This window comes from Pantoea sp. SGAir0180, from assembly GCF_043546245.1.
This window is the reverse complement of sequence record NZ_CP028071.1, coordinates 2374261-2393271: the sequence shown is the minus strand read 5'-3', so window position 1 is coordinate 2393271 and position 19011 is coordinate 2374261. Positions and strand designations below refer to the sequence as shown.

Genomic DNA, 19011 nt, shown 5'->3' with positions numbered 1-19011 from the left:
AAAACAATGCAGATAACGATGCGTAGAAGCTTACTGGCAGCAGGGATATTAAGTAGCGTCATGACGCTGCCCGCCTGGGCCGCGGGTGATGCGGTGATCGCCGTCGCCTCTAATTTCACCACGCTTGATCCCTATGACGCTAACGACACCTTGTCCCAGGCGGTCGCGAAATCATTTTATCAGGGGCTGTTTGGCTTTGATAAAGATATGAAACTGACCAATGTGCTGGCGGACAGTTACACGGTGAGCGGCGATGGCCTGACCTACACCATTAAGCTGCACTCAGGCGTGAAGTTTCAGGATGGCACCGACTTTAATGCCGAGGCGGTCAAGGTCAACCTGGATCGGGCCAGTAATCCCGACAACCATCTCAAACGTTATAACCTGTTTAAATACATCGCCAGCACGGAAGCGGTCGATCCCACGACGGTGAAAATTACGCTGAAGCAGCCGTTCTCGGCCTTTATTAATATTCTGGCGCACCCTGCGGCGGTGATGATTTCCCCTGCCGCCCTGAAAAAATACGGTAAGGACATCGGTTTTCATCCGGTGGGCACCGGGCCGTTCGAATTTGTGACCTGGAATCAGACCGACTTTGTGAAGGTGAAGAAATGGGACGGCTACTGGAAAAAAGGCTATCCCAAACTCGACAGCATTACGTGGCGCCCGGTCGTGGATAACAATACGCGTGCGGCCATGCTGCAGACCGGTGAAGCGAACTTTGCCTTCCCGGTGCCTTATGAGCAGGCCAAATTGCTGGAGAAGGACAGCAAGCTGGACGTGGTGGTATCGCCCTCCATCATGCAGCGCTACATCAGCCTGAATGTGACACAAAAACCGTTTGATAATCCGAAAGTGCGTGAGGCGCTGGAGTACGCGATCAATCGCCAGGCACTGGTTAAAGTTGCGTTCGCCGGTTATGCCACACCTGCTACCGGCGTAGTGCCTCCCTCTATTGCCTATGCGCAAACGTATCCGCCCATTCCTTACGATCCCGCTAAAGCAAAAGCGTTGCTGAAAGAAGCGGGTTATCCGAACGGTTTCGACACCACGCTCTGGTCGTCGCATAACCACAGCACGGCACAGAAAGTGTTGCAGTTTGTTCAGCAGCAACTGGCACAGGTCGGCGTGAAGGTGAAAGTGACCGCGATGGATGCGGGACAGCGCGCAGCGGAAGTGGAAGGCAAGGGCCAGAAAGAGAGCGGCGTGCGCATGTTCTACACTGGCTGGTCAGCCTCAACGGGTGAAGCCGACTGGGCGCTGACGCCGTTGTTCGCAACCGCAGCCTGGCCACCGGCGATCTTCAACACGGCGTTTTACAGCAATCCGAAGGTGGATAAAGACCTGGCCGACGCGCTGAAAACGACCGATCAGGCGGAAAAAGCCAAACTGTATAAAGATGCGCAGGACACCATCTGGAACGATCATCCGTGGATCCCGCTGGTGGTGGAGCAACTGGTGTCCGCACACAGCAAAAACCTGAGCGGTTTTTACATGATGCCGGATACGTCATTCAGTTTTGATGACGCCGAGATGAAGTAAGTCGCCGGACCTGTTCTGTCCTGAACAGGATGTGTGATGCCCGGTGCCTCGTCAGCAATGAGGCACCGGGCAGGTCAGCTGCGCTGCTGACTGTTGTGTGGGATGTCACATGGTTAACTATTTTCTTAAACGCCTGCTGGGCCTGATTCCCACGCTGTTTATCGTGGCAGTGCTGGTGTTTCTGTTTGTCCATCTGCTGCCGGGCGATCCGGCGCGGCTGATTGCCGGACAGGAAGCCGATGCGTCTGTTGTGGCATTGGTCCGTCAGGATCTGGGCCTGGATAAACCCCTGCCGGTGCAGTTTGTGCACTTTATCGTCAATGCGCTGCAGGGGGATTTTGGTCAGTCGCTGGTTTCCCGGCGTCCGGTTTCGGCGGAAATCGCTACGCGTTTTATGCCAACCCTGTGGCTGACGCTCACCAGCATGGTGTGGGCGGTGATCCTGGGCATGGCGATCGGCATTGTTTCGGCCGTATGGCGCAATCGCTGGCCGGATCGCCTCGGCATGACGCTCGCGGTTTCGGGTATCTCTTTTCCGGCTTTTGCCCTGGGCATGTTACTGATGGACGTGTTTTCCGTCCAGTTGGGCTGGTTGCCTACGGTGGGCGCAGACAGCTGGCAGCACTATATTTTGCCCTCTCTCACGCTGGGCGCGGCGGTAGCGGCTGTGATGGCCCGTTTCACCCGGGCATCCTTTGTGGAGGTGATGCAGGAAGATTACATGCGCACCGCGCGTGCCAAAGGCGTCAGTGAGTACCGCGTGGTGATTAAGCACGGTCTGCGGAATGCCATGATACCGGTGGTCACCATGATGGGCCTGCAGTTTGGTTTCCTGCTGGGTGGCTCGATTGTGGTTGAGGTCGTGTTCAACTGGCCGGGGCTGGGACGCCTGCTGGTGGATTCGGTACAGATGCGTGACTATCCGGTGATTCAGGCAGAGGTATTGCTGTTTTCGCTGGAGTTTATTTTGATCAATCTGATTGTCGATATGCTGTATGCCGTCATTAACCCGGCGATTCGCTTTAAGGACACCTGATGAAAAACTGGCGACGGGAAGCGGCACTCAAACACATGCCACTGCTGGACAGCAACCGGGTAAGAACGCCCTGGCGGGAATTCTGGCGACGCTTTCGTCGTCAGCCGGTCGCTCTGCTGGCGGGCCTGTTTGTCCTGGTGCTGATCGTACTGGCGTTTACGGCACCGTATGTTGCGCCATTCGATGCAGAAAATTACTTTGATTACGACCGACTTAACGACGGCCCCTCACTGGTGCACTGGTTTGGCGTGGATTCACTGGGACGCGATATCTTTAGCCGCGTGCTGGTGGGAACCCGAATTTCGCTTCTCGCCGGCTTCGTTTCCGTCGCGATAGGGGCGATAGTGGGGACGCTGGCAGGACTGCTGGCGGGCTACTATGAAGGCTGGTGGGACAGGATCACCATGCGCATCTGCGACGTGCTGTTTGCGTTTCCCGGCATTTTGCTGGCGATTGCCGTCGTGGCCATCATGGGCAGTGGCATCAGTAACGTCATTATCGCCGTGGCGATATTCAGTATTCCTGCCTTTGCCCGCCTGGTGCGTGGCAATACGCTGGTACTGAAACGGCAAACCTACATCGAGTCAGCCCGCAGTATCGGAGCGTCAGACTGGACGATCATGATACGTCACCTGCTGCCCGGCACGGTATCCTCTATTGTGGTGTACTTCACCATGCGCATCGGGACCTCGGTTATCACCGCCGCAAGCCTGTCATTTCTGGGGCTGGGCGCGCAGCCACCGACGCCAGAGTGGGGCGCGATGCTCAACGAAGCGCGCGCGGATATGGTTATCGCGCCGCACGTGGCGATTTTTCCGGCACTGGCTATTTTTTTCACGGTTTTAGCCTTTAATTTGCTTGGCGACGGGCTACGTGACGCACTTGATCCTAAACTGAAGACATGAAACCTTTTGACTATGAACAAGACTTCAGCACTATCGACTTCCGCAAACATCCTGAACGTTATCAGGTCGGGCGCGGTGAGCAGGGCGTGCTGATGGTCCAGCCCTATAAAGGCGAAATCCTGCCGCACTGGCGTTTTCGTACCGTTGAGGTTGCGAAAGCCTCGGCAGAAGAAATCATGCGGCTGTTCGAAGCCTATCGCCAGCAGGATGACTTTGTGGGCATGGACATGGCGCGCAAATTTATTCAAATGGGCTACACCCGTGCGCGCCGCTACAGCAACCATAAGGGCGGACGGAAATACGATGCGGAGGGCAAGGAGTTGCCCCGGGGCAGGGACGAAGAAAAGGCCGCTGCGGCGGCCATTTTCAAAGCGTACTGGGATAAGCTACGGGCAGATGACGATTATCTGGCGCGCAAAAAAGCGCACCAGCAGAAGTATGGTTAGACGCGGCTCGCCCATAAATCGTATTCGTCAGCATGTTCCACTTTGACACGCAGAACATCGCCCGGCTTAACGTTGCTCTCGCCATTCAGATAGACGGCACCATCGATCTCTGGCGCGTCAGCCATGCTGCGACCAATCGCGCCTTCTTCATCGACTTCATCGATGATGACTATAATTTCACGGCCGATTTTTTCCTGCAGGCGCTCGGCAGAGATCTGCTGCTGCAACTGCATAAAGCGGTCATAACGTTCCTGTTTCACTGCGTCATCGACCGGATCGGGTAACTGGTTTGCCGTTGCGCCTTCAACCGGGCTGTACTGGAAGCAACCCACACGATCCAGACGCGCTTCTTTAATAAAGTCGAGCAGCATCTGGAAGTCTTCTTCGGTTTCGCCGGGGAAGCCTACAATAAACGTTGAGCGCAGCGTCAGCGTCGGGCAGATCTCACGCCAGCGCTTAATGCGCTCCAGCGTGCGTTCCACGGCACCCGGACGCTTCATCAGCTTCAGAATGCGTGGGCTGGCGTGCTGAAGCGGGATATCCAGATACGGCAGAATCTTGCCTTCTGCCATCAGTGGAATCACGTCGTCCACGTGAGGATAAGGATAAACATAATGCAGGCGAACCCACACGCCGAGTTTCGCTAACTGCTCGCACAGGCTCACCATGCTGGTTTTCACCGGCGCGCCGTTCCAGAACCCTGTGCGGTGTTTCACGTCCACGCCGTAAGCCGAGGTATCCTGCGAAATGACCAGCAACTCTTTCACGCCCGCTTCAACCAGCCGTTTTGCTTCGTCCAGCACTTCGCCAATGGCACGACTGTCGAGATCGCCGCGCATAGACGGGATGATACAGAAGGTGCAGCGATGGTTGCAGCCTTCAGAAATTTTCAGGTAAGCGTAATGACGCGGCGTCAGCTTCACGCCCTGTTGCGGCACCAGACTCAGGAACGGATTATGTTGGGGCTTCGGCACGTAGCGGTGCACGTGCGACAGCACTTGTTCATAGCTGTGCGGACCGGTGATTTCCAGTACCTTCGGGTGCACTTCGCGAATCTGGTCGACTTTCGCCCCCAGGCAGCCGGTCACAATCACCTTGCCGTTTTCGTTCAGGGCTTCACCGATCGCTTCCAGCGATTCCTGGACGGCGCTGTCGATGAATCCGCAGGTGTTGACGATAACGATTTCCGCATCGTCATAGCGTGGGACCACCTCATAGCCCTCGGTGCGCAGTTCCGTCAGAATGCGCTCAGAGTCGACAAGGTTTTTGGGGCAGCCAAGCGAGACAAATCCCACGCGCGGCGGCAGTGTAGTAGTAGTGGACATAAGGTGGTTTCCGGTTCAGCACAGCAATGGCGCGCGATTTTACCTGTGTTGCGATGAAAATTGTAGCGTTATCTGACCTCAGGCATAACAGTGTAAAGTCACGCAAAAAACCGTAAAGGGTTCCCGAGAGTGACAGGCGTTTAAGCCGATGATCGGAAAGGAAGAAAACCGCAGTAACCCGCCGTTTTGCAAAAGGATTTCTAATAAATAGCTAAAAATTAATTCGTTAATTTTCTTATCAACGCAGGTGATAACGCCATTTGAAGATCATATTGTTGGTTGATATTTGCTTGTTTTCATTAATAATGATTCGCTTAACAAGTGCTGAGAGCCTGGCCTTTCAGACAATGACGTGGATAATGTGAGAGCAAAATAATGAAAGAGATCATTAACGGGTTTCTGAGTTTTCAGCAGACTGTCTTTCCTGAAAGAGAGGCGCTGTTCAAAAGTCTGGCCTCAAATCAGAACCCGAAAGCCCTGTTTATCTCTTGCTCAGACAGCCGTCTGGTGCCGGAGCTGGTCACGCAGCAGGAACCCGGGCAGCTATTCGTTATCCGTAATGCGGGCAACATTGTGCCGTCTTTTGGGCCGGAGCCGGGTGGCGTGTCAGCCACCATTGAGTATGCGGTGATGGTGCTGGGCGTTTCTGACATCATCATCTGTGGCCACTCTAACTGCGGTGCGATGAACGCGATTTCGTCCTGTGCCTGCATGGACAGCATGCCAGCCGTCGAGCACTGGCTGCGCTTTGCCGATGCGGCCAAAGCGGTGGTGGAGCAGCGTGACTATGAATCACCCGAGAAAAAGCTCAACGCTATGGTGCAGGAGAACGTGATTGCGCAGCTAAACAACATGAAAACCCATCCTTCGGTGTCGGTAGGGTTACGTCAGGGCAAGCTGCGTCTGCATGGCTGGGTTTACGACATTGAGTCGGGCACCATTCTGGCGCTCACGCCCGGCGGTAAAGAGTTCATCTCGCTGGCGGATAATCCCGAGACCTTTTTCGAGTAAGTTCCGTTTGCCCGCGCCGTTCAGGTCGCGGGCCCCTTACCGCCTGTTTTTTCATCCCGTCTTTATCACGCCCACGCTGTTTAATCTTTTGTAAATCCTCAACATCATGACGGACAGGCTGACTACGCTTAAACACACTGCCTCTGTCTGGAGAATGCTATGACCCGTGTTTCCACCCTACTGTTACTGAATGGCGCGTTACTCGTTTCCAGCCCGTTATGGGCGGATGATCTGACGGTGAAGGTGCTTCAGGATAAGCTGGACCATCCCTGGTCGGTGGCCTTTTTACCGGATAACCAGACGTTACTCATCACTGAACGCGCCGGCCAGTTGCGTAGCTGGCGACCTGATACCGGTTTATCTGAGCCGATTAAGGGCGTGCCCGCGGTGTGGGCGCAGCGACAGAGCGGCCTGCTGGATGTGGTGCTGGCCCCGGATTTTGCCCAGAGCCGTCGGGTGTGGCTCAGCTATACCAAAGCGGACAGCGACGGCAAGGCGGGGGCCGTCGTGGGTTATGGCACACTCAGCGACGATCATCGCCAGCTGACCGATTTTCATGAAGTCATCAGCCAAACGCCCCGGCTCTCAAGCGGCAACAATATTGGCACCCGGCTGGCCTTTGACCGTCAGGGGTTCGTGTGGATTGCCTTCGGGGATAATTTTGTCAGCAGCGCCGCCCAGGATCTCGACAAGCTGCAGGGAAAACTGCTGCGCCTGAACGGCGACGGTAGCGTCCCCAGGGATAATCCTTTCGTGGGCAGGCAGGGCGCCCGGCCTGAAATCTGGGCCTACGGTTTACGTAACCCACAAGGCCTGGCGCTTAATCCCTGGACACAGGTCATGTGGGAAAGTGAGCACGGCCCACGTGGTGGCGATGAGGTCAACGTGATCGAAAAAGGGAAAAATTATGGTTGGCCGCTGGCGACCTATGGGATTGATTACAACGGCAGCAAGGTTCCTGAATCGAAAGGCACGCACGTGGCGGGCACGGAACAGCCGGTATTTTACTGGAAAGTTTCACCGGCGCTAAGCGGCATGGCCTTTTATAACAGTGCCCGTTTCCCCCAGTGGAAAAACTCGCTCTTTATCGGGGCGCTGAAAGAGAAGCAACTGATTCGACTGCGTGTCAATGGTGAAAAAGTCGTTGAGGCGCAACGCCTGCTGGGTGAGCGAAACGAACGCATTCGTGATGTCCGCCAGGGGCCGGATGGGTATCTGTATGTGTTGACGGATGAAGCTAACGGCAAGCTCCTGAAGGTAGGGCTGGCGCAGGACGCCAGCGCCTCCCGCGGTTAACTTAACGCGCCCAGTGGTAAACCGGCCAGCCGCGTTTTTCGGCTTCCTGGCGTAACGGTTCCGCAGGGTTAATCACGTGAGCATAATCGGCCTGCACCAGCATCGGCAGGTCGTTCAGAGAATCACTGTAAGCCCAGGTATGTGAGTAGTGTTCATCCGGCCGCTGGGCTTTCCATTCTTCCACCCGCGTCACTTTGCCCTGCTGAAAGGTCATCGTTCCGTAGGTGTTGCCGCTGTAGCGCTCATCCACCACTTCCACACCGATGGCGAGGGCACCGCAGGCCCCTAACTGGCGGGCAATCGGCGTCACCAGATGTTCACCGCTGGCGGAGATAACAATGATTCTGTCGCCACGTGACTGATGCCATTTGAGACGTTCCCGGGCTTCAGGATAGACGCGCGGCATAATGTCGCGATGAATAAAGCGGCGGATCCAGCCCTCAACCGTCAGGGTCGCCATGCCGCTTAACGGGGACAGCGTTTTATGCATATAGTTTTCAATGGACAGCGTCCCGGCGTAATACTGGCGCATAAGCGCCTGCTCTTCCTCAATCAGCTCACTGGACGCAAAGCCTTGTGAAACCAGCCAGCGCAGCCACAGGCCGGTGCTGTCTTCACTAATCAGCGTTTCATCCAGATCAAACAGTGCCAGGTCCATACGGGTTCTCCTCGAGTGAATAGCGTCAGGTTAACCCAGTTTTGTGACGGCCTTAACTTTCTGATGAAAATTTCGGAATTTAACGCATTTTTATGGACGACACTGTTGCCGGAAAATGGCACGCGCGCGGCGGTCATGCCAGGGTTAATCTACTAAAATCTATAAAACTTTACGATTAAGCGGTTTTTTTCAGTCACGCCAGCGGGTAGCGTTCTGACAGAGGGTTTCACGCCTTTGACTTTCCGTTTTAACAAGGACAATCCGGTCAAGCTCATGACAAAAACTAGCTTCTCATCTCACCTGCGGCGCGTCGCTGCCACCTCTTTGCTACTGATTGCACCGATGACTGTATTGGCAGTACAGGCACCGGATGCTCCTCAAATTGATGCCAAAGCCTGGATCTTAATCGACTATGCCAGCGGCAAGGTCCTGACCGAGTCCAATGCGGACCAGCGGCTTGATCCAGCCAGCCTGACCAAAATGATGACCAGCTATGTGGTTGGGCAGGCAATTAAAGCCGGCAAAATTAAGCCAGATGACATGGTGACCGTAGGACAGGATGCCTGGGCGACCGGCAACCCCAAACTGCGCGGATCGTCGCTGATGTTTCTTAAACCGGGCGATCGTATTCCGGTGCATGAGCTGAATAAAGGCATTGTGATCCAGTCAGGCAATGATGCCTGTATCGCGCTGGCCGACTATGTGGCAGGCAGTCAGGACGCGTTTATCGGGCTGATGAATAACTACGTTAAAGCGCTGGGGCTGACCAATACACATTTCATGACGGTACACGGTCTGGATGCGGAAGGGCAGTACAGTACCGCACGGGATATGGCGCTGCTTGGTCAGGCGTTGATCCGCGACGTGCCGGAAGAGTACGCACTGAATAAAGAGAAAGAGTTCACCTTCAATCATATTCGCCAGATGAACCGCAACCGTCTGCTCTGGAGCACCAACCTTCACGTTGACGGCATCAAGACGGGCCATACGTCAGGCGCAGGTAATAATCTGGTCGCCTCGGCAACCGAGGGCGATATGCGACTGATTTCGGTGGTGCTGGGCACCGCCAGCGATGCCATTCGCTTCCGCGAAAGCGAAAAGCTGCTGACGTGGGGTTTCCGCTTCTTCGAAACGGTTACGCCAGTAAAAGCGGATGCCCCGTTCGCCCAGCAGCGCGTCTGGTTTGGTGATCAGAGTCAGGTCAGTCTGGGCGTGGCGAAGGATGCCGCGCTGACCATTCCAAAAGGTCAGATGAAAAACCTGAAAGCCAGCTATACGCTGTCATCGCCCCAGTTAGAAGCGCCGCTGAAGAAAAATCAGGTCGTCGGCACCATTAATTTCCAGCTGGATGGCAAAACCATTGAACAACGGCCACTGGTCGTGCTGCAGGATGTGCCGGAGGGCGGCTTCTTCAGCCGGATGATCGATTTTGTGATGATGAAGTTCAACGGCTGGTTCGGGAAGTGGTTCAGCTAACAATCAGGGACGCGAGGGCGTCCCTTTTTTACGGCAGGCGGCCCGTTTGGCCCTGAAATCCACGTACGTTTGCGCCGACATCAGCAAAAGATTAACTCTGCGTCCAGCCTTTACGAATCGGTAGCGCAAACAGCAGTCGGTAAGCGGGGTTAAGAACATTCAACAGGCGTTCACCATAAAGCTGCCAGGCAAGATGCGACGCCAGACAACCCAGCATACCTACCAGCAAGCCGCCCAGCATATCCATTGGCCAGTGCACGCCCAAATAAATACGTGACCAGGCGATTGCGGTACCTACGACCATCAGGATGACGCCTGACCAGAGGCGGTGCCAGAAGAGAAAGGCCAGCGCAAAAGTAAAAATGGTGGTGCCATGATCGCTCGGATACGAGTCGTCAGGTGCGTGATGAAGAAACTGATAACCGAAACCAATGGCGAAAGGCCGCGGATGCGGTAACAGTTGACCAACGCACCAGGATATCGCCAGTGCGTAAAGTAGCGCGATGCCGGTTTTCAGCACCAGCACACGCTGTGACGCAACCTGATCGCGCGGGCCCCATAACCACAACGCCACAATCAAAAGTGGCACGATGGCAATGACGTCTCTGGCAATAAACGTGGCAAGCTGCAGTAACCAGTGAGGTGAGTCGGGCGTCGCGTTAATCGCCGTGAACAGGGTACGGTTTAATTCTTCCATTACGTGAACGGTTCCTCGTTTTACTGATGTTCAGATTTTCTCGATCCAAAAAAAGCCTGACAAGCAGGTCAAACCGGATGGAGTCTGTCGCATCTGCCAGCACACATTGCTAACAAATTAAGTCAGCTATCCTGAATCCAGATGCCCGGCGAGTCCATCACAAGGTTCTTAATCTGCACAGAGGTTGCAATGCGGTTTAACTTTTATGACTTTTTTGTGTTAAAAAGGACGGGAGAAAAGCAGGCATAAAAAAACCCGCCGGGAAAAAGACCAGCGGGCTCCACAATTTGGGGATTTCAAAGAAAAGCAGTGGCACTTATTCAGACTGTGATCAAAATAAAAAGTTCTGGACGTCAGTAAAAAAATTTTATAAGGGCAATAACGGCCAGATAATGACGATTAGCGTGCCGGCCAGCGTCAGCAGGACGTTGGCAATAGCATAGGTGCCGGCATAGCCTAAAGCCGGAATATTGCTGCGCGCGGTATCACTGATAATTTCCATGGCTGGCGCGCAGGTGCGGGCACCCATAATCGCCCCAAACAGCAGTGCCCGGTTCATGCGCAGTATATAGGCACCAAACAGGTAGCAAATCACCACCGGCAGCAGGCTGACCAGCAGGCCGCACAACAGCATCAGCGCCCCGTTACTGGAAATACCGTGATCGATTCCACTGCCTGCACTCAGGCCAACCCCTGCCATAAACACCATCAGACCAAACTCTTTGACCATCGTCAGCGCACCCTGCGGAATATAGCCAAAGGTAGGATGGTTAGCCCGCAGGAAGCCCAGCATGATACCGGCAAATAACAGCCCGGCCGCGTTACCGATGCCAAAACTGAAGTTGCTGAACTGGAACGTGATCAGTCCTGTCATCAGGCCGATGATAAAAAAGGCGCAGAAAGCCAGTAAGTCGGTCATCTGGCTGTGAATAGCAATAAAGCCGATGCGATCCGCGACGCTTTTCACCCGGCGGGCTTCCCCGCTGACCTGCAACACATCGCCTTTGTTCAGCATAATATTGTCGTCGATAGGCATTTCTATCTGACTGCGAATGACGCGGTTTAAAAAGCAGCCGTGATCGGTCAGGTTAAGTTTGCTCAGCCGCTTGTTCACGGCATTGTGATTTTTCACCACAATCTCCTCGGTCACGATTCGCATGTCGAGCAAATCGCGATCAAAGACTTCTTTCCCGTTGCGGAAACTGGGATCCAGGCGCGCGTGCGCATCCGGGTAGCCCACCAGCGAAATGTCATCGCCCAGCTGGAGCACAGCATCGCCATCGGGGCTGGCGAGAATACCGTTGCGTCGGATACGTTCGATATAGCAGCCCGTCTGGCGATAGATGCCCAGCTCGCGCAGATTCTTACCGCCGCTCCATTCCACCAGCTCCGGGCCCACGCGATAGGCGCGGATAACGGGCAGAAAAACCTTACGCTGACTGTCGGCATCAAGACCGCGCTCACGCGCAATCTGTTGAGCACAGGTGGACAGATCCTGATGCTGCAGACGTGGCAGGTAACGTGCACCGAAAATCAGGCTGACCAGCCCCACCAGATAGGTAACCGCATAGCCCAGACTGAGTTGATCCTGCATGATGCCTAACTGCCTGGGGTCGCTAATGCTCTGACGCAGCGTATCGCCCGCGCCCACCAGGACTGGCGTCGACGTCATCGAACCCGCCAGAACACCGGCGGTGAGGCCGATGTCCCAGCCGAAAAGCTTGCCAAAGCCCAGCGCCAGCAGCAGAGCACTGGCGACCATGACAATGGCCAGCATGAAATAATTTTTCCCGTCCCGAAAGAAAATAGAGAAAAAGTTAGGGCCGGCTTCAATGCCGACACAAAAAATAAACAGCATAAAGCCCAGGCTCAGGGCATCGGTATTCATCGAGAAGTGTTGCTGGCCTAATAATAACGAAACGACTAATACGCCAATGGAATTTCCGAGCTGGACGGAGCCAAAACGTAATTTTCCTAAGCAAAGTCCCAACGCCAGTACGAAAAATAATAACAAAATGTCATTACTTCTTAACAATTCTGCGATGTTAACATTCAACATTTTAACTTCTTGTTTACGTGTAACGTATTGAAGAGTGGTCTGTTTTTCGCTATCTTGTCCAGACCGTAAGCGTGCCGTTACGTCATCCATAATGACTGCGCGGATAACGCGGGTAATATTCTAATCAGAAAATACTTTCTCAGCCATTGGCGACTTTCATTCGTACACAAAACGACTGTTTATTTTTATTTCCACCAGGCTCATCAAGGTCAAAAGCGATGTTTTGGCGTGTTTTAAATGAGTGGGGAGTTATGCCGCAGCGTTATTATTTTTGGGCGACCTGTCTGTCAGGAGGTCTGCTTTATTGTCTGGTGTTTATTTTTGCCCAGGATTTTTGTGCCCTGGATAAACATGCGTTGCACAGTCAGCCTGCATTGTTGCTTTTTTTACTGCCGGGTGGATTGATGGCGTTTATGCAGCACTCGGCACCGCTGAAAAGTACGTTGATCATGGCCTCTGTTGGCACCTTGCTGGCGGCGCTGTTGCTGCACGGTATTTTCGCTGTGCCGGCACGCTGGGACTATATTATGGTCTGGAGCCTGAGCGGGATGTTCTGGGCAGGATGCGGCGCATTAATCGTCAGACTGATGAAGCTGATTGTGGCAATCAGACAGTAAGGCCGGAACGGCCTGCATCAGAGACCCGGCACTCTGCGAACGGTATCTGATGCAGGCAACGAAGAACTCACCCGTGAGGTCAGCGCGCTGACCGGGTGAGCGAAATCAGGCCACGAAGCCCAGATTCTCTTTCGTCCATGCGGCAAACTCGGTATAACCACCAATATGCTGCTCATCCAGGAAAATTTGCGGCACGGTGCTGACCGGTTTCCCCGCACTGGCCTCTAAATCCGCTTTAGTAATGCCTTCCGCCTGAATATCTACGTATTGATAGTTGAAATCATCACGCTCAGCTTGCAGTTTATCAGCCAGTTCTTTTGCGCGAACGCAGTACGGGCAGCCGGGACGACCAAAAATAACAGCAATCATCGAAAACTCCTTGCAAGGGACGTCGTGTGAGTGACACGGAATCACGTCAGAAAAGCCGCTTATGATGCCCGCTCGTTGCGCTTAAAGAAAGCAGGAATTACCTGTTAGTCTAATGCCCGTCCCCGATGAATCCGTCGCACGTCGGCAGAGCGGAACAATCCCGACACCTCTGATGTGCAAATTTGCGGATGTTAACCATAATTGGGGGGCGATTGGCCTTGAGGCAGGAGAAACGCATGCAAAACGTCGCTAAATTGCCGAAAGCACTGCTGGTGATGGAAGCGCTGGGTGGGTTACTGATTGCCAGTGCATTGCTGGTTGTGAATCACTGGTTCCCTGGCCTGCCGGGCCGCCTGGCTACACCCGGGCTGGCTACCGCGCTGTTTATCATCGGCATTCTGCTAATGTTGCCTGCCGCCTGGCTCCTGATGTGGCGCAGTGCGAAAGCGCTTGCGCCGCAGTTGTTCAACCTTTCCGACAAAAAAAGATAAATCAGCTGGAGACTTTATGACACCGACAATCGATTTACTGTGCAGCCACCGTTCAATTCGCGCGTTCACTGACCAGCCGGTAAGCGCTGAACAGCGCGAAGCGATTATTGCTGCGGCGCAATCGGCGTCCACGTCCAGCTTTTTGCAGTGCTCATCCATCATCCGTATCACCGATCCGGCCATGCGTGAGCAGCTGGTGACATTAACAGGCGGACAGACATGGGTAGGGGAAGCCGCTGAGTTTTGGGTATTTTGTGCTGACTTTAATCGTCATCTGCAAATTTGTCCTGATGCGCAGCTGGGCCGCGCAGAACAACTGCTGCTGGGCTGTGTCGATACGGCGCTGATGGCGCAAAATGCCATGGTTGCAGCAGAGTCGCTGGGGCTGGGCGGCGTTTTTATTGGTGGCATCCGTAACAGTATCGCTCAGGTAACAGAACTGCTGGGGCTGCCAAAATTTGTCCTGCCGCTGTTTGGTTTTTGTCTGGGCTATCCCGAATCGGTGCCGGATGTGAAGCCGCGTATTCCCCAGGCCATGTTAGTGCATGAAAATCGCTATCAACCAGTGGATCCGGCCGTGCTGGCTGATTACGATAACCGGACGGCGATCTATTACGAACAACGCGACAGCAACCAGCGCAGCGAAACCTGGAGTCAGTTGATTCAGCGCCTGATTATTAAAGAAACGCGCCCGTTTATGCTGGACTACCTGCATCAGCAGGGCTGGGCAACACGCTAATACAACCCAAGGATTTTAATTGATGAAAATGGCTATTCTGTCGCGCGATGGATCGCTCTATTCCTGCCGCCGTTTACGTGAAGTCGCCGAACAGCGTGGTCATTTTGTACAAATCATTGATCCTCTTTCCTGCTACATGAACATCAATTCTGCCTCGCCCGGTATCCATTACCGTGGCGAGTTGCTGGGTCACTTCGATGCCGTGATTCCCCGTATCGGTACCGGAATCACCTTCTATGGCACGGCGGTGCTGCGCCAGTTTGAGATGTGCGGCAGCTATCCACTCAATGAGTCCGCTGCGGTCACGCGTGCCCGGGACAAACTGCGTTCCCTGCAACTGCTCGCCCGTGATGGCATCGACATGCCGGTGACCGGATTCGCCTCGTCGCCCGATGATACACAGGACCTGATCGCCATGGTGGGCGGTGCGCCGCTGGTGGTAAAGCTCGTCGAGGGCACGCAGGGCATCGGCGTGGTTCTGGCGGAAACCCGCCAGGCGGCTGAAAGTGTCATCGATGCGTTTCGTGGACTGAATGCGCATATTTTGGTGCAGGAGTTTATTCAGGAAGCGCGCGGATGCGATGTACGCTGTCTGGTGATTGGCGACCGGGTCGTGGCGGCGATTGAGCGTCAGGCAAAAGAGGGCGATTTTCGTTCGAATTTGCACCGGGGCGGCAAAGCCCGCATCGTTGACATCAGTGAGCAGGAACGTCTGATGGCCGTTAAAGCGGCGGCGGTGTTGGGGCTGGATGTCGCGGGTGTAGATATTCTGCGTTCAAATCGCGGTCCACTGGTGATGGAAGTGAATGCCTCGCCCGGTCTGGAAGGTATTGAAACTACAAGTGGTCTTAACATTGCAGGTATGATGATCGATCATATTGAGCGGTACGCTGCCCCCGGGCACCGTCCTAAAACCGCAGGTTGACCCGCGCTTTTCAGTGGTTTTCGTGGAAACTCACCACATTTTTCCGTAAGCTAAGTCGCTTATTTATCACCCCATGGGATTTTACAATGGATTCTCTTGTCGTTCCGGATATCGACCTACTGCGTCGTTGGCTGGATCAGCAAAATATCACTTGGTTTGAATGTGATGCTTGTCAGGCGCTGCATTTGCCGCATATGCAAAACTTCGACGGGGTGTTTGACGCTAAAATCGACCTGGTAGACAACGTCATTCTGTTTTCAGCACTGGCGGAAGTGAAGCCGACGGCGTTAATTCCGCTGGTGGGTGACCTGTCGCAAATTAACGCCAGTTCGTTAACGGTGAAAGCGTTTATCGATATTCAGGATGACAATCTGCCGAAGCTGATTGTGTGCCAGTCGATGATGATCACAGCCGGATTAACCTTCGGCCAGTTTTCGCATTTCATGAAGCAGAGCGAAGAAGAAATTTCCATGGTCATCATGGAAGCCTTCGCCAACAACCTGCTGATGATGGGTGAAGATGAAGAGCATGTTGCCACCAGCAGCATGCATTCCGTTCTTCACTGATCCTCACCGCCGTGATTAAGCCGTCTGCCAGGACGGCTTTTTTATGCCTGTCACGCTGCCTGTCCCTGGCACAGGCTTTCCTGCCGCACGCGTCATGCAATCGTTTTTTTCCTTCAGCGTCAAATATTCTCAATGTTATCAATTGTGAAGGAGGTAGATTATTTTGTAACCGTAATGTTTTATTCTGCATTAAGCCCTTAATTGCCAGATTTATGACGTTCTTTATGCCGTAAAAGCCGAACCTCATAGCTTAAACATGCATAAAATATTACGTTCAGGCGTTTTTTACGCTGAGGTATGGTTAACCCCGAACGGGGCGGCTATGCTTGCGGTGCGGCACTAACCGCAGGAATACCGTGCTGGTATAGGTTTTTACTATTAAACGTCCACTGAATAATGATTCATTGTGTCACTGATTTTTAAATCATAAAAACGCAATGTCGGATCACTGATGTGCAGCGTTGTTATAACCCGCTCAGGAGGATTAAAAACATGTTCAACCAACGTAAAAAATGGTTGTCAGGTGTGGTTGCTGGGGTGCTGATGGCTGCTTCAGCCAGTACCATGGCGGAAGATAAAACGCTGCACGTTTATAACTGGTCGGATTATATTTCGCCCGATACCGTGCCGAACTTTGAAAAGCAGACCGGTATTAAAGTGGTTTATGACGTGTTTGATTCCAACGAAGTGCTGGAAGGCAAACTGATGGCCGGCAGCACCGGCTACGATGTGGTGGTGCCTTCGTCCAGCTTCCTGGCGCGTCAGCTGCAGTCTGGCGTGTTCCAGCCGCTGGATAAAAGCAAACTGCCCAACTATAAAAATCTTGATCCGGCGTTGATGGAGAAGGTTGCCCAGCACGATCCGGGTAATAAATATGCCATTCCGTATTTGTGGGGCACCACTGGCATTGGCTACAACGTTGAAAAAGTCAAAGCCGCACTGGGTGCGGATGCGCCGGTCAACAGCTGGGATCTGGTGCTGAAACCTGAGAACCTGGAAAAACTGAAAAGCTGTGGCGTCTCGTTCCTGGATGCACCTGAAGAAATTTTCGCGACCGTGCTGAACTACCTCGGCAAAGATCCGAACAGCAGCGATCCTAAGGATTATTCCGGTGCCGCGACCGATCTGCTGCTGAAGCTGCGTCCAAATATTCGTTACTTCCACTCGTCGCAATACATTAACGATCTGGCCAACGGCAACATCTGTGTGGCGATCGGCTGGTCCGGCGATATTCTTCAGGCAAAAAATCGCGCAGAAAAAGCGAAGAACGGCGTTAATATCGGCTACAGCGTACCGAAAGAGGGCGCACTGGCGTTCTTTGATATGATGGCGATTCCTAAAGATGCCAAAGATGTGGACGCGGCTTACACCTGGCTGAACTACATCATGGATCCGAAAGTTATTGCTGACGTGTCCAACAAAATGAATTATGCCAACGGCAATAAAGCGTCTCTGCCGCTGATTAATGCCGATATCCGCAACAATCCGGGCATTTACCCTACGCCGGATGCCATGGCCAAATTGTTTGTACTGAAGGTACAGGATCCGAAACTGGATCGTGTGCGCACGCGTGCATGGACTAAGGTTAAAAGCGGTAAGTAACGAAACGGCATGTCCTGCTACAGCAACAGAGGCGCAGTCCCGGCCTCTGTTGTGCCATTTTTAGCGGCACTGTTTGCCGCGTTGTTCCGCCTGGCTCCGGAGAGATATGAGTGAACGATGCCATCCCACGCCCGCAGACTAAAACGGCAAAAGCGTTAACGCCGTTACTGGAAATTCGTAATCTGACAAAATCCTTTGACGGCCAGCATGCCGTGGACGATGTCAGCCTGACTATTTATAAAGGCGAAATTTTTGCCCTGCTCGGCGCCTCCGGCTGTGGTAAATCGACCTTACTCCGCATGCTGGCAGGCTTTGAACAGCCCACCAGCGGGCAGATTGTGCTGGATGGACACGATCTGTCGCATGTCGCGCCCTATCAGCGTCCTATTAATATGATGTTTCAGAGTTACGCGCTGTTTCCCCACATGACGGTGGAGCAGAACATTGCGTTCGGGCTGAAACAGGACAAGCTGGCTAAAGGCGAAATTACCAGCCGTGTCGAAGAAATGTTATCGCTGGTACATATGCAGGAGTTTGCTAAGCGCAAACCCCATCAACTTTCGGGCGGTCAGCGTCAGCGCGTGGCGCTGGCGCGCAGCCTGGCAAAACGGCCAAAACTGCTGCTGCTGGATGAGCCAATGGGCGCGCTCGATAAAAAGCTGCGCGATCGGATGCAGCTGGAAGTGGTGGATATCCTGGAACGGGTGGGGGCAACCTGCGTGATGGTGACGCATGATCAGGAAGAAGCCATGACGATGGCGGGGCGCATCGCTATCATGAACCGGGGCAAATTTGTGCAGATCGGCGAGCCAGAGGAAATTTATGAGCATCCGACCAGCCGCTACAGCGCGGAATTTATCGGTTCGGTCAATGTGTTTGAAGGTCTGCTGCGTGAGCGTCAGGCAGATGGCTTGGTGATTGACAGCCCGGGCCTGAAACATCCGCTTAAAGTCGATTCGGACGTGTCGGTGGTCGATAACGTGCCGGTACATGTTGCGCTGCGCCCGGAAAAAGTGATGCTGTGCGAAACGGTGCCGGCGGATGGCTGTAACTTTGCCGTCGGTGAAGTGGTCCATATTGCCTACCTGGGCGATCTGTCCATTTATCACGTGCGCCTGCACAGCGGTCAGATGCTGAGCGCCCAGTTGCAAAATGAACATCGCTACCGCAAAGGGCTACCGACATGGGGCGATGAAGTTCGCCTGTGCTGGGACAGCGACAGCTGCGTGGTGTTGACGGTTTAAGGAGGCG

The 19011-nt window shown here is 53.8% G+C and carries 19 protein-coding genes; 14 read left to right on the top strand and 5 right to left on the bottom strand.

Going from position 1 to position 19011, the window contains the following annotated elements; translation table 11 throughout:
- Positions 1-6: 6 nt before the first annotated feature.
- The 4 genes from gsiB (at position 7) to C1N58_RS11155 (ending at position 3929) form a co-directional block, all read left to right on the top strand.
- Positions 7-1542: a glutathione ABC transporter substrate-binding protein GsiB gene (gsiB, locus tag C1N58_RS11170; RefSeq protein WP_033737674.1), complete on the top strand. Its 1536-nt coding sequence runs from the start codon at positions 7-9 to the stop codon at positions 1540-1542.
- Between the two features lie 109 nt (positions 1543-1651).
- On the top strand, positions 1652-2578 hold the full coding sequence (gene gsiC / locus C1N58_RS11165) for a glutathione ABC transporter permease GsiC (protein WP_394564177.1): 927 nt from the start codon (positions 1652-1654) through the stop codon (positions 2576-2578).
- Positions 2578-3483 carry a glutathione ABC transporter permease GsiD gene (gene gsiD / locus C1N58_RS11160; RefSeq protein ID WP_394549739.1) on the top strand — a complete coding sequence of 302 codons (906 nt, stop codon included), beginning with the start codon at positions 2578-2580 and terminating at the stop codon, positions 3481-3483. Before gsiC ends, gsiD begins: the two co-directional genes overlap by 1 nt.
- Positions 3480-3929: a DUF4385 domain-containing protein gene (locus C1N58_RS11155; protein ID WP_033737673.1), complete on the top strand. Its 450-nt coding sequence runs from the start codon at positions 3480-3482 to the stop codon at positions 3927-3929. The genes gsiD and C1N58_RS11155 overlap by 4 nt, the downstream gene beginning before the upstream one ends.
- On the opposite strand, the gene rimO is transcribed toward C1N58_RS11155, so the two are convergent.
- Complete coding sequence (rimO, locus tag C1N58_RS11150) at positions 3926-5254, bottom strand: 30S ribosomal protein S12 methylthiotransferase RimO (protein ID WP_394564176.1); 1329 nt, start codon at positions 5252-5254, stop codon at positions 3926-3928. The genes C1N58_RS11155 and rimO overlap by 4 nt on opposite strands.
- A gap of 375 nt (positions 5255-5629) precedes the next feature.
- Here rimO and C1N58_RS11145 point away from each other — a divergent pair, with 375 nt between their 5' ends.
- Both C1N58_RS11145 and C1N58_RS11140 read left to right on the top strand, forming a co-directional pair.
- Positions 5630-6265, top strand: coding sequence for a carbonic anhydrase (locus tag C1N58_RS11145; protein WP_033737671.1), 636 nt, complete (start codon positions 5630-5632; stop codon positions 6263-6265).
- A 159-nt stretch (positions 6266-6424) separates the two neighbouring features.
- Positions 6425-7561, top strand: coding sequence for a PQQ-dependent sugar dehydrogenase (locus C1N58_RS11140; RefSeq protein ID WP_058707616.1), 1137 nt, complete (start codon positions 6425-6427; stop codon positions 7559-7561).
- A gap of 1 nt (position 7562) precedes the next feature.
- Here C1N58_RS11140 and C1N58_RS11135 read toward each other — a convergent pair whose 3' ends face one another.
- Positions 7563-8219, bottom strand: a complete 657-nt coding sequence (locus C1N58_RS11135) for an HAD family hydrolase (RefSeq protein ID WP_058701042.1) — start codon at positions 8217-8219, stop codon at positions 7563-7565.
- Between the two features lie 273 nt (positions 8220-8492).
- Here C1N58_RS11135 and C1N58_RS11130 point away from each other — a divergent pair, with 273 nt between their 5' ends.
- A complete protein-coding gene (locus tag C1N58_RS11130) occupies positions 8493-9695 on the top strand; it encodes a serine hydrolase (RefSeq protein WP_058701041.1) in 1203 nt (400 codons plus the stop codon).
- Positions 9696-9786: 91 nt separating this feature from the next.
- Here C1N58_RS11130 and ybjG read toward each other — a convergent pair whose 3' ends face one another.
- Together ybjG and C1N58_RS11120 are read right to left on the bottom strand one after the other, a co-directional pair.
- Entirely contained in the window at positions 9787-10392 is a 606-nt protein-coding gene (ybjG, locus tag C1N58_RS11125) for an undecaprenyl-diphosphate phosphatase (protein ID WP_033737669.1), read from the bottom strand.
- Positions 10393-10759: 367 nt separating this feature from the next.
- Complete coding sequence (locus C1N58_RS11120) at positions 10760-12448, bottom strand: aspartate:alanine antiporter (protein WP_033737775.1); 1689 nt, start codon at positions 12446-12448, stop codon at positions 10760-10762.
- 254 nt (positions 12449-12702) lie between these two features.
- Between C1N58_RS11120 and ybjM the strand changes: the two genes are divergently transcribed.
- The gene (gene ybjM, locus C1N58_RS11115; RefSeq protein WP_033737668.1) at positions 12703-13068 is read left to right on the top strand and encodes an inner membrane protein YbjM; all 366 of its coding nucleotides are present in this window, start codon (positions 12703-12705) and stop codon (positions 13066-13068) included.
- 105 nt (positions 13069-13173) lie between these two features.
- On the opposite strand, the gene C1N58_RS11110 is transcribed toward ybjM, so the two are convergent.
- Complete coding sequence (locus tag C1N58_RS11110) at positions 13174-13437, bottom strand: GrxA family glutaredoxin (protein ID WP_033737667.1); 264 nt, start codon at positions 13435-13437, stop codon at positions 13174-13176.
- Positions 13438-13673: 236 nt separating this feature from the next.
- On the opposite strand from C1N58_RS11110, the gene C1N58_RS11105 reads away from it, so the two are divergent.
- The 6 genes from C1N58_RS11105 to potG all read left to right on the top strand — a co-directional run bounded on the left by C1N58_RS11105 (position 13674) and on the right by potG (position 19004).
- Complete coding sequence (locus C1N58_RS11105; RefSeq protein ID WP_054687954.1) at positions 13674-13928, top strand: DUF1418 family protein; 255 nt, start codon at positions 13674-13676, stop codon at positions 13926-13928.
- Positions 13929-13944: 16 nt separating this feature from the next.
- Entirely contained in the window at positions 13945-14667 is a 723-nt protein-coding gene (gene nfsA / locus C1N58_RS11100; protein WP_054687953.1) for an oxygen-insensitive NADPH nitroreductase, read from the top strand.
- Between the two features lie 22 nt (positions 14668-14689).
- Positions 14690-15592, top strand: coding sequence for a 30S ribosomal protein S6--L-glutamate ligase (gene rimK / locus C1N58_RS11095; protein WP_054687952.1), 903 nt, complete (start codon positions 14690-14692; stop codon positions 15590-15592).
- An 86-nt stretch (positions 15593-15678) separates the two neighbouring features.
- Positions 15679-16158 (top strand): type III secretion system chaperone family protein, encoded by a 480-nt coding sequence (locus C1N58_RS11090; protein WP_033737663.1) that lies wholly within the window; start codon positions 15679-15681, stop codon positions 16156-16158.
- Between the two features lie 492 nt (positions 16159-16650).
- Positions 16651-17760: a spermidine/putrescine ABC transporter substrate-binding protein PotF gene (potF, locus tag C1N58_RS11085; RefSeq protein WP_033737662.1), complete on the top strand. Its 1110-nt coding sequence runs from the start codon at positions 16651-16653 to the stop codon at positions 17758-17760.
- Between the two features lie 110 nt (positions 17761-17870).
- On the top strand, positions 17871-19004 hold the full coding sequence (potG, locus tag C1N58_RS11080; RefSeq protein WP_033737661.1) for a putrescine ABC transporter ATP-binding subunit PotG: 1134 nt from the start codon (positions 17871-17873) through the stop codon (positions 19002-19004).
- The last annotated feature ends 7 nt before the right edge of the window (positions 19005-19011 follow it).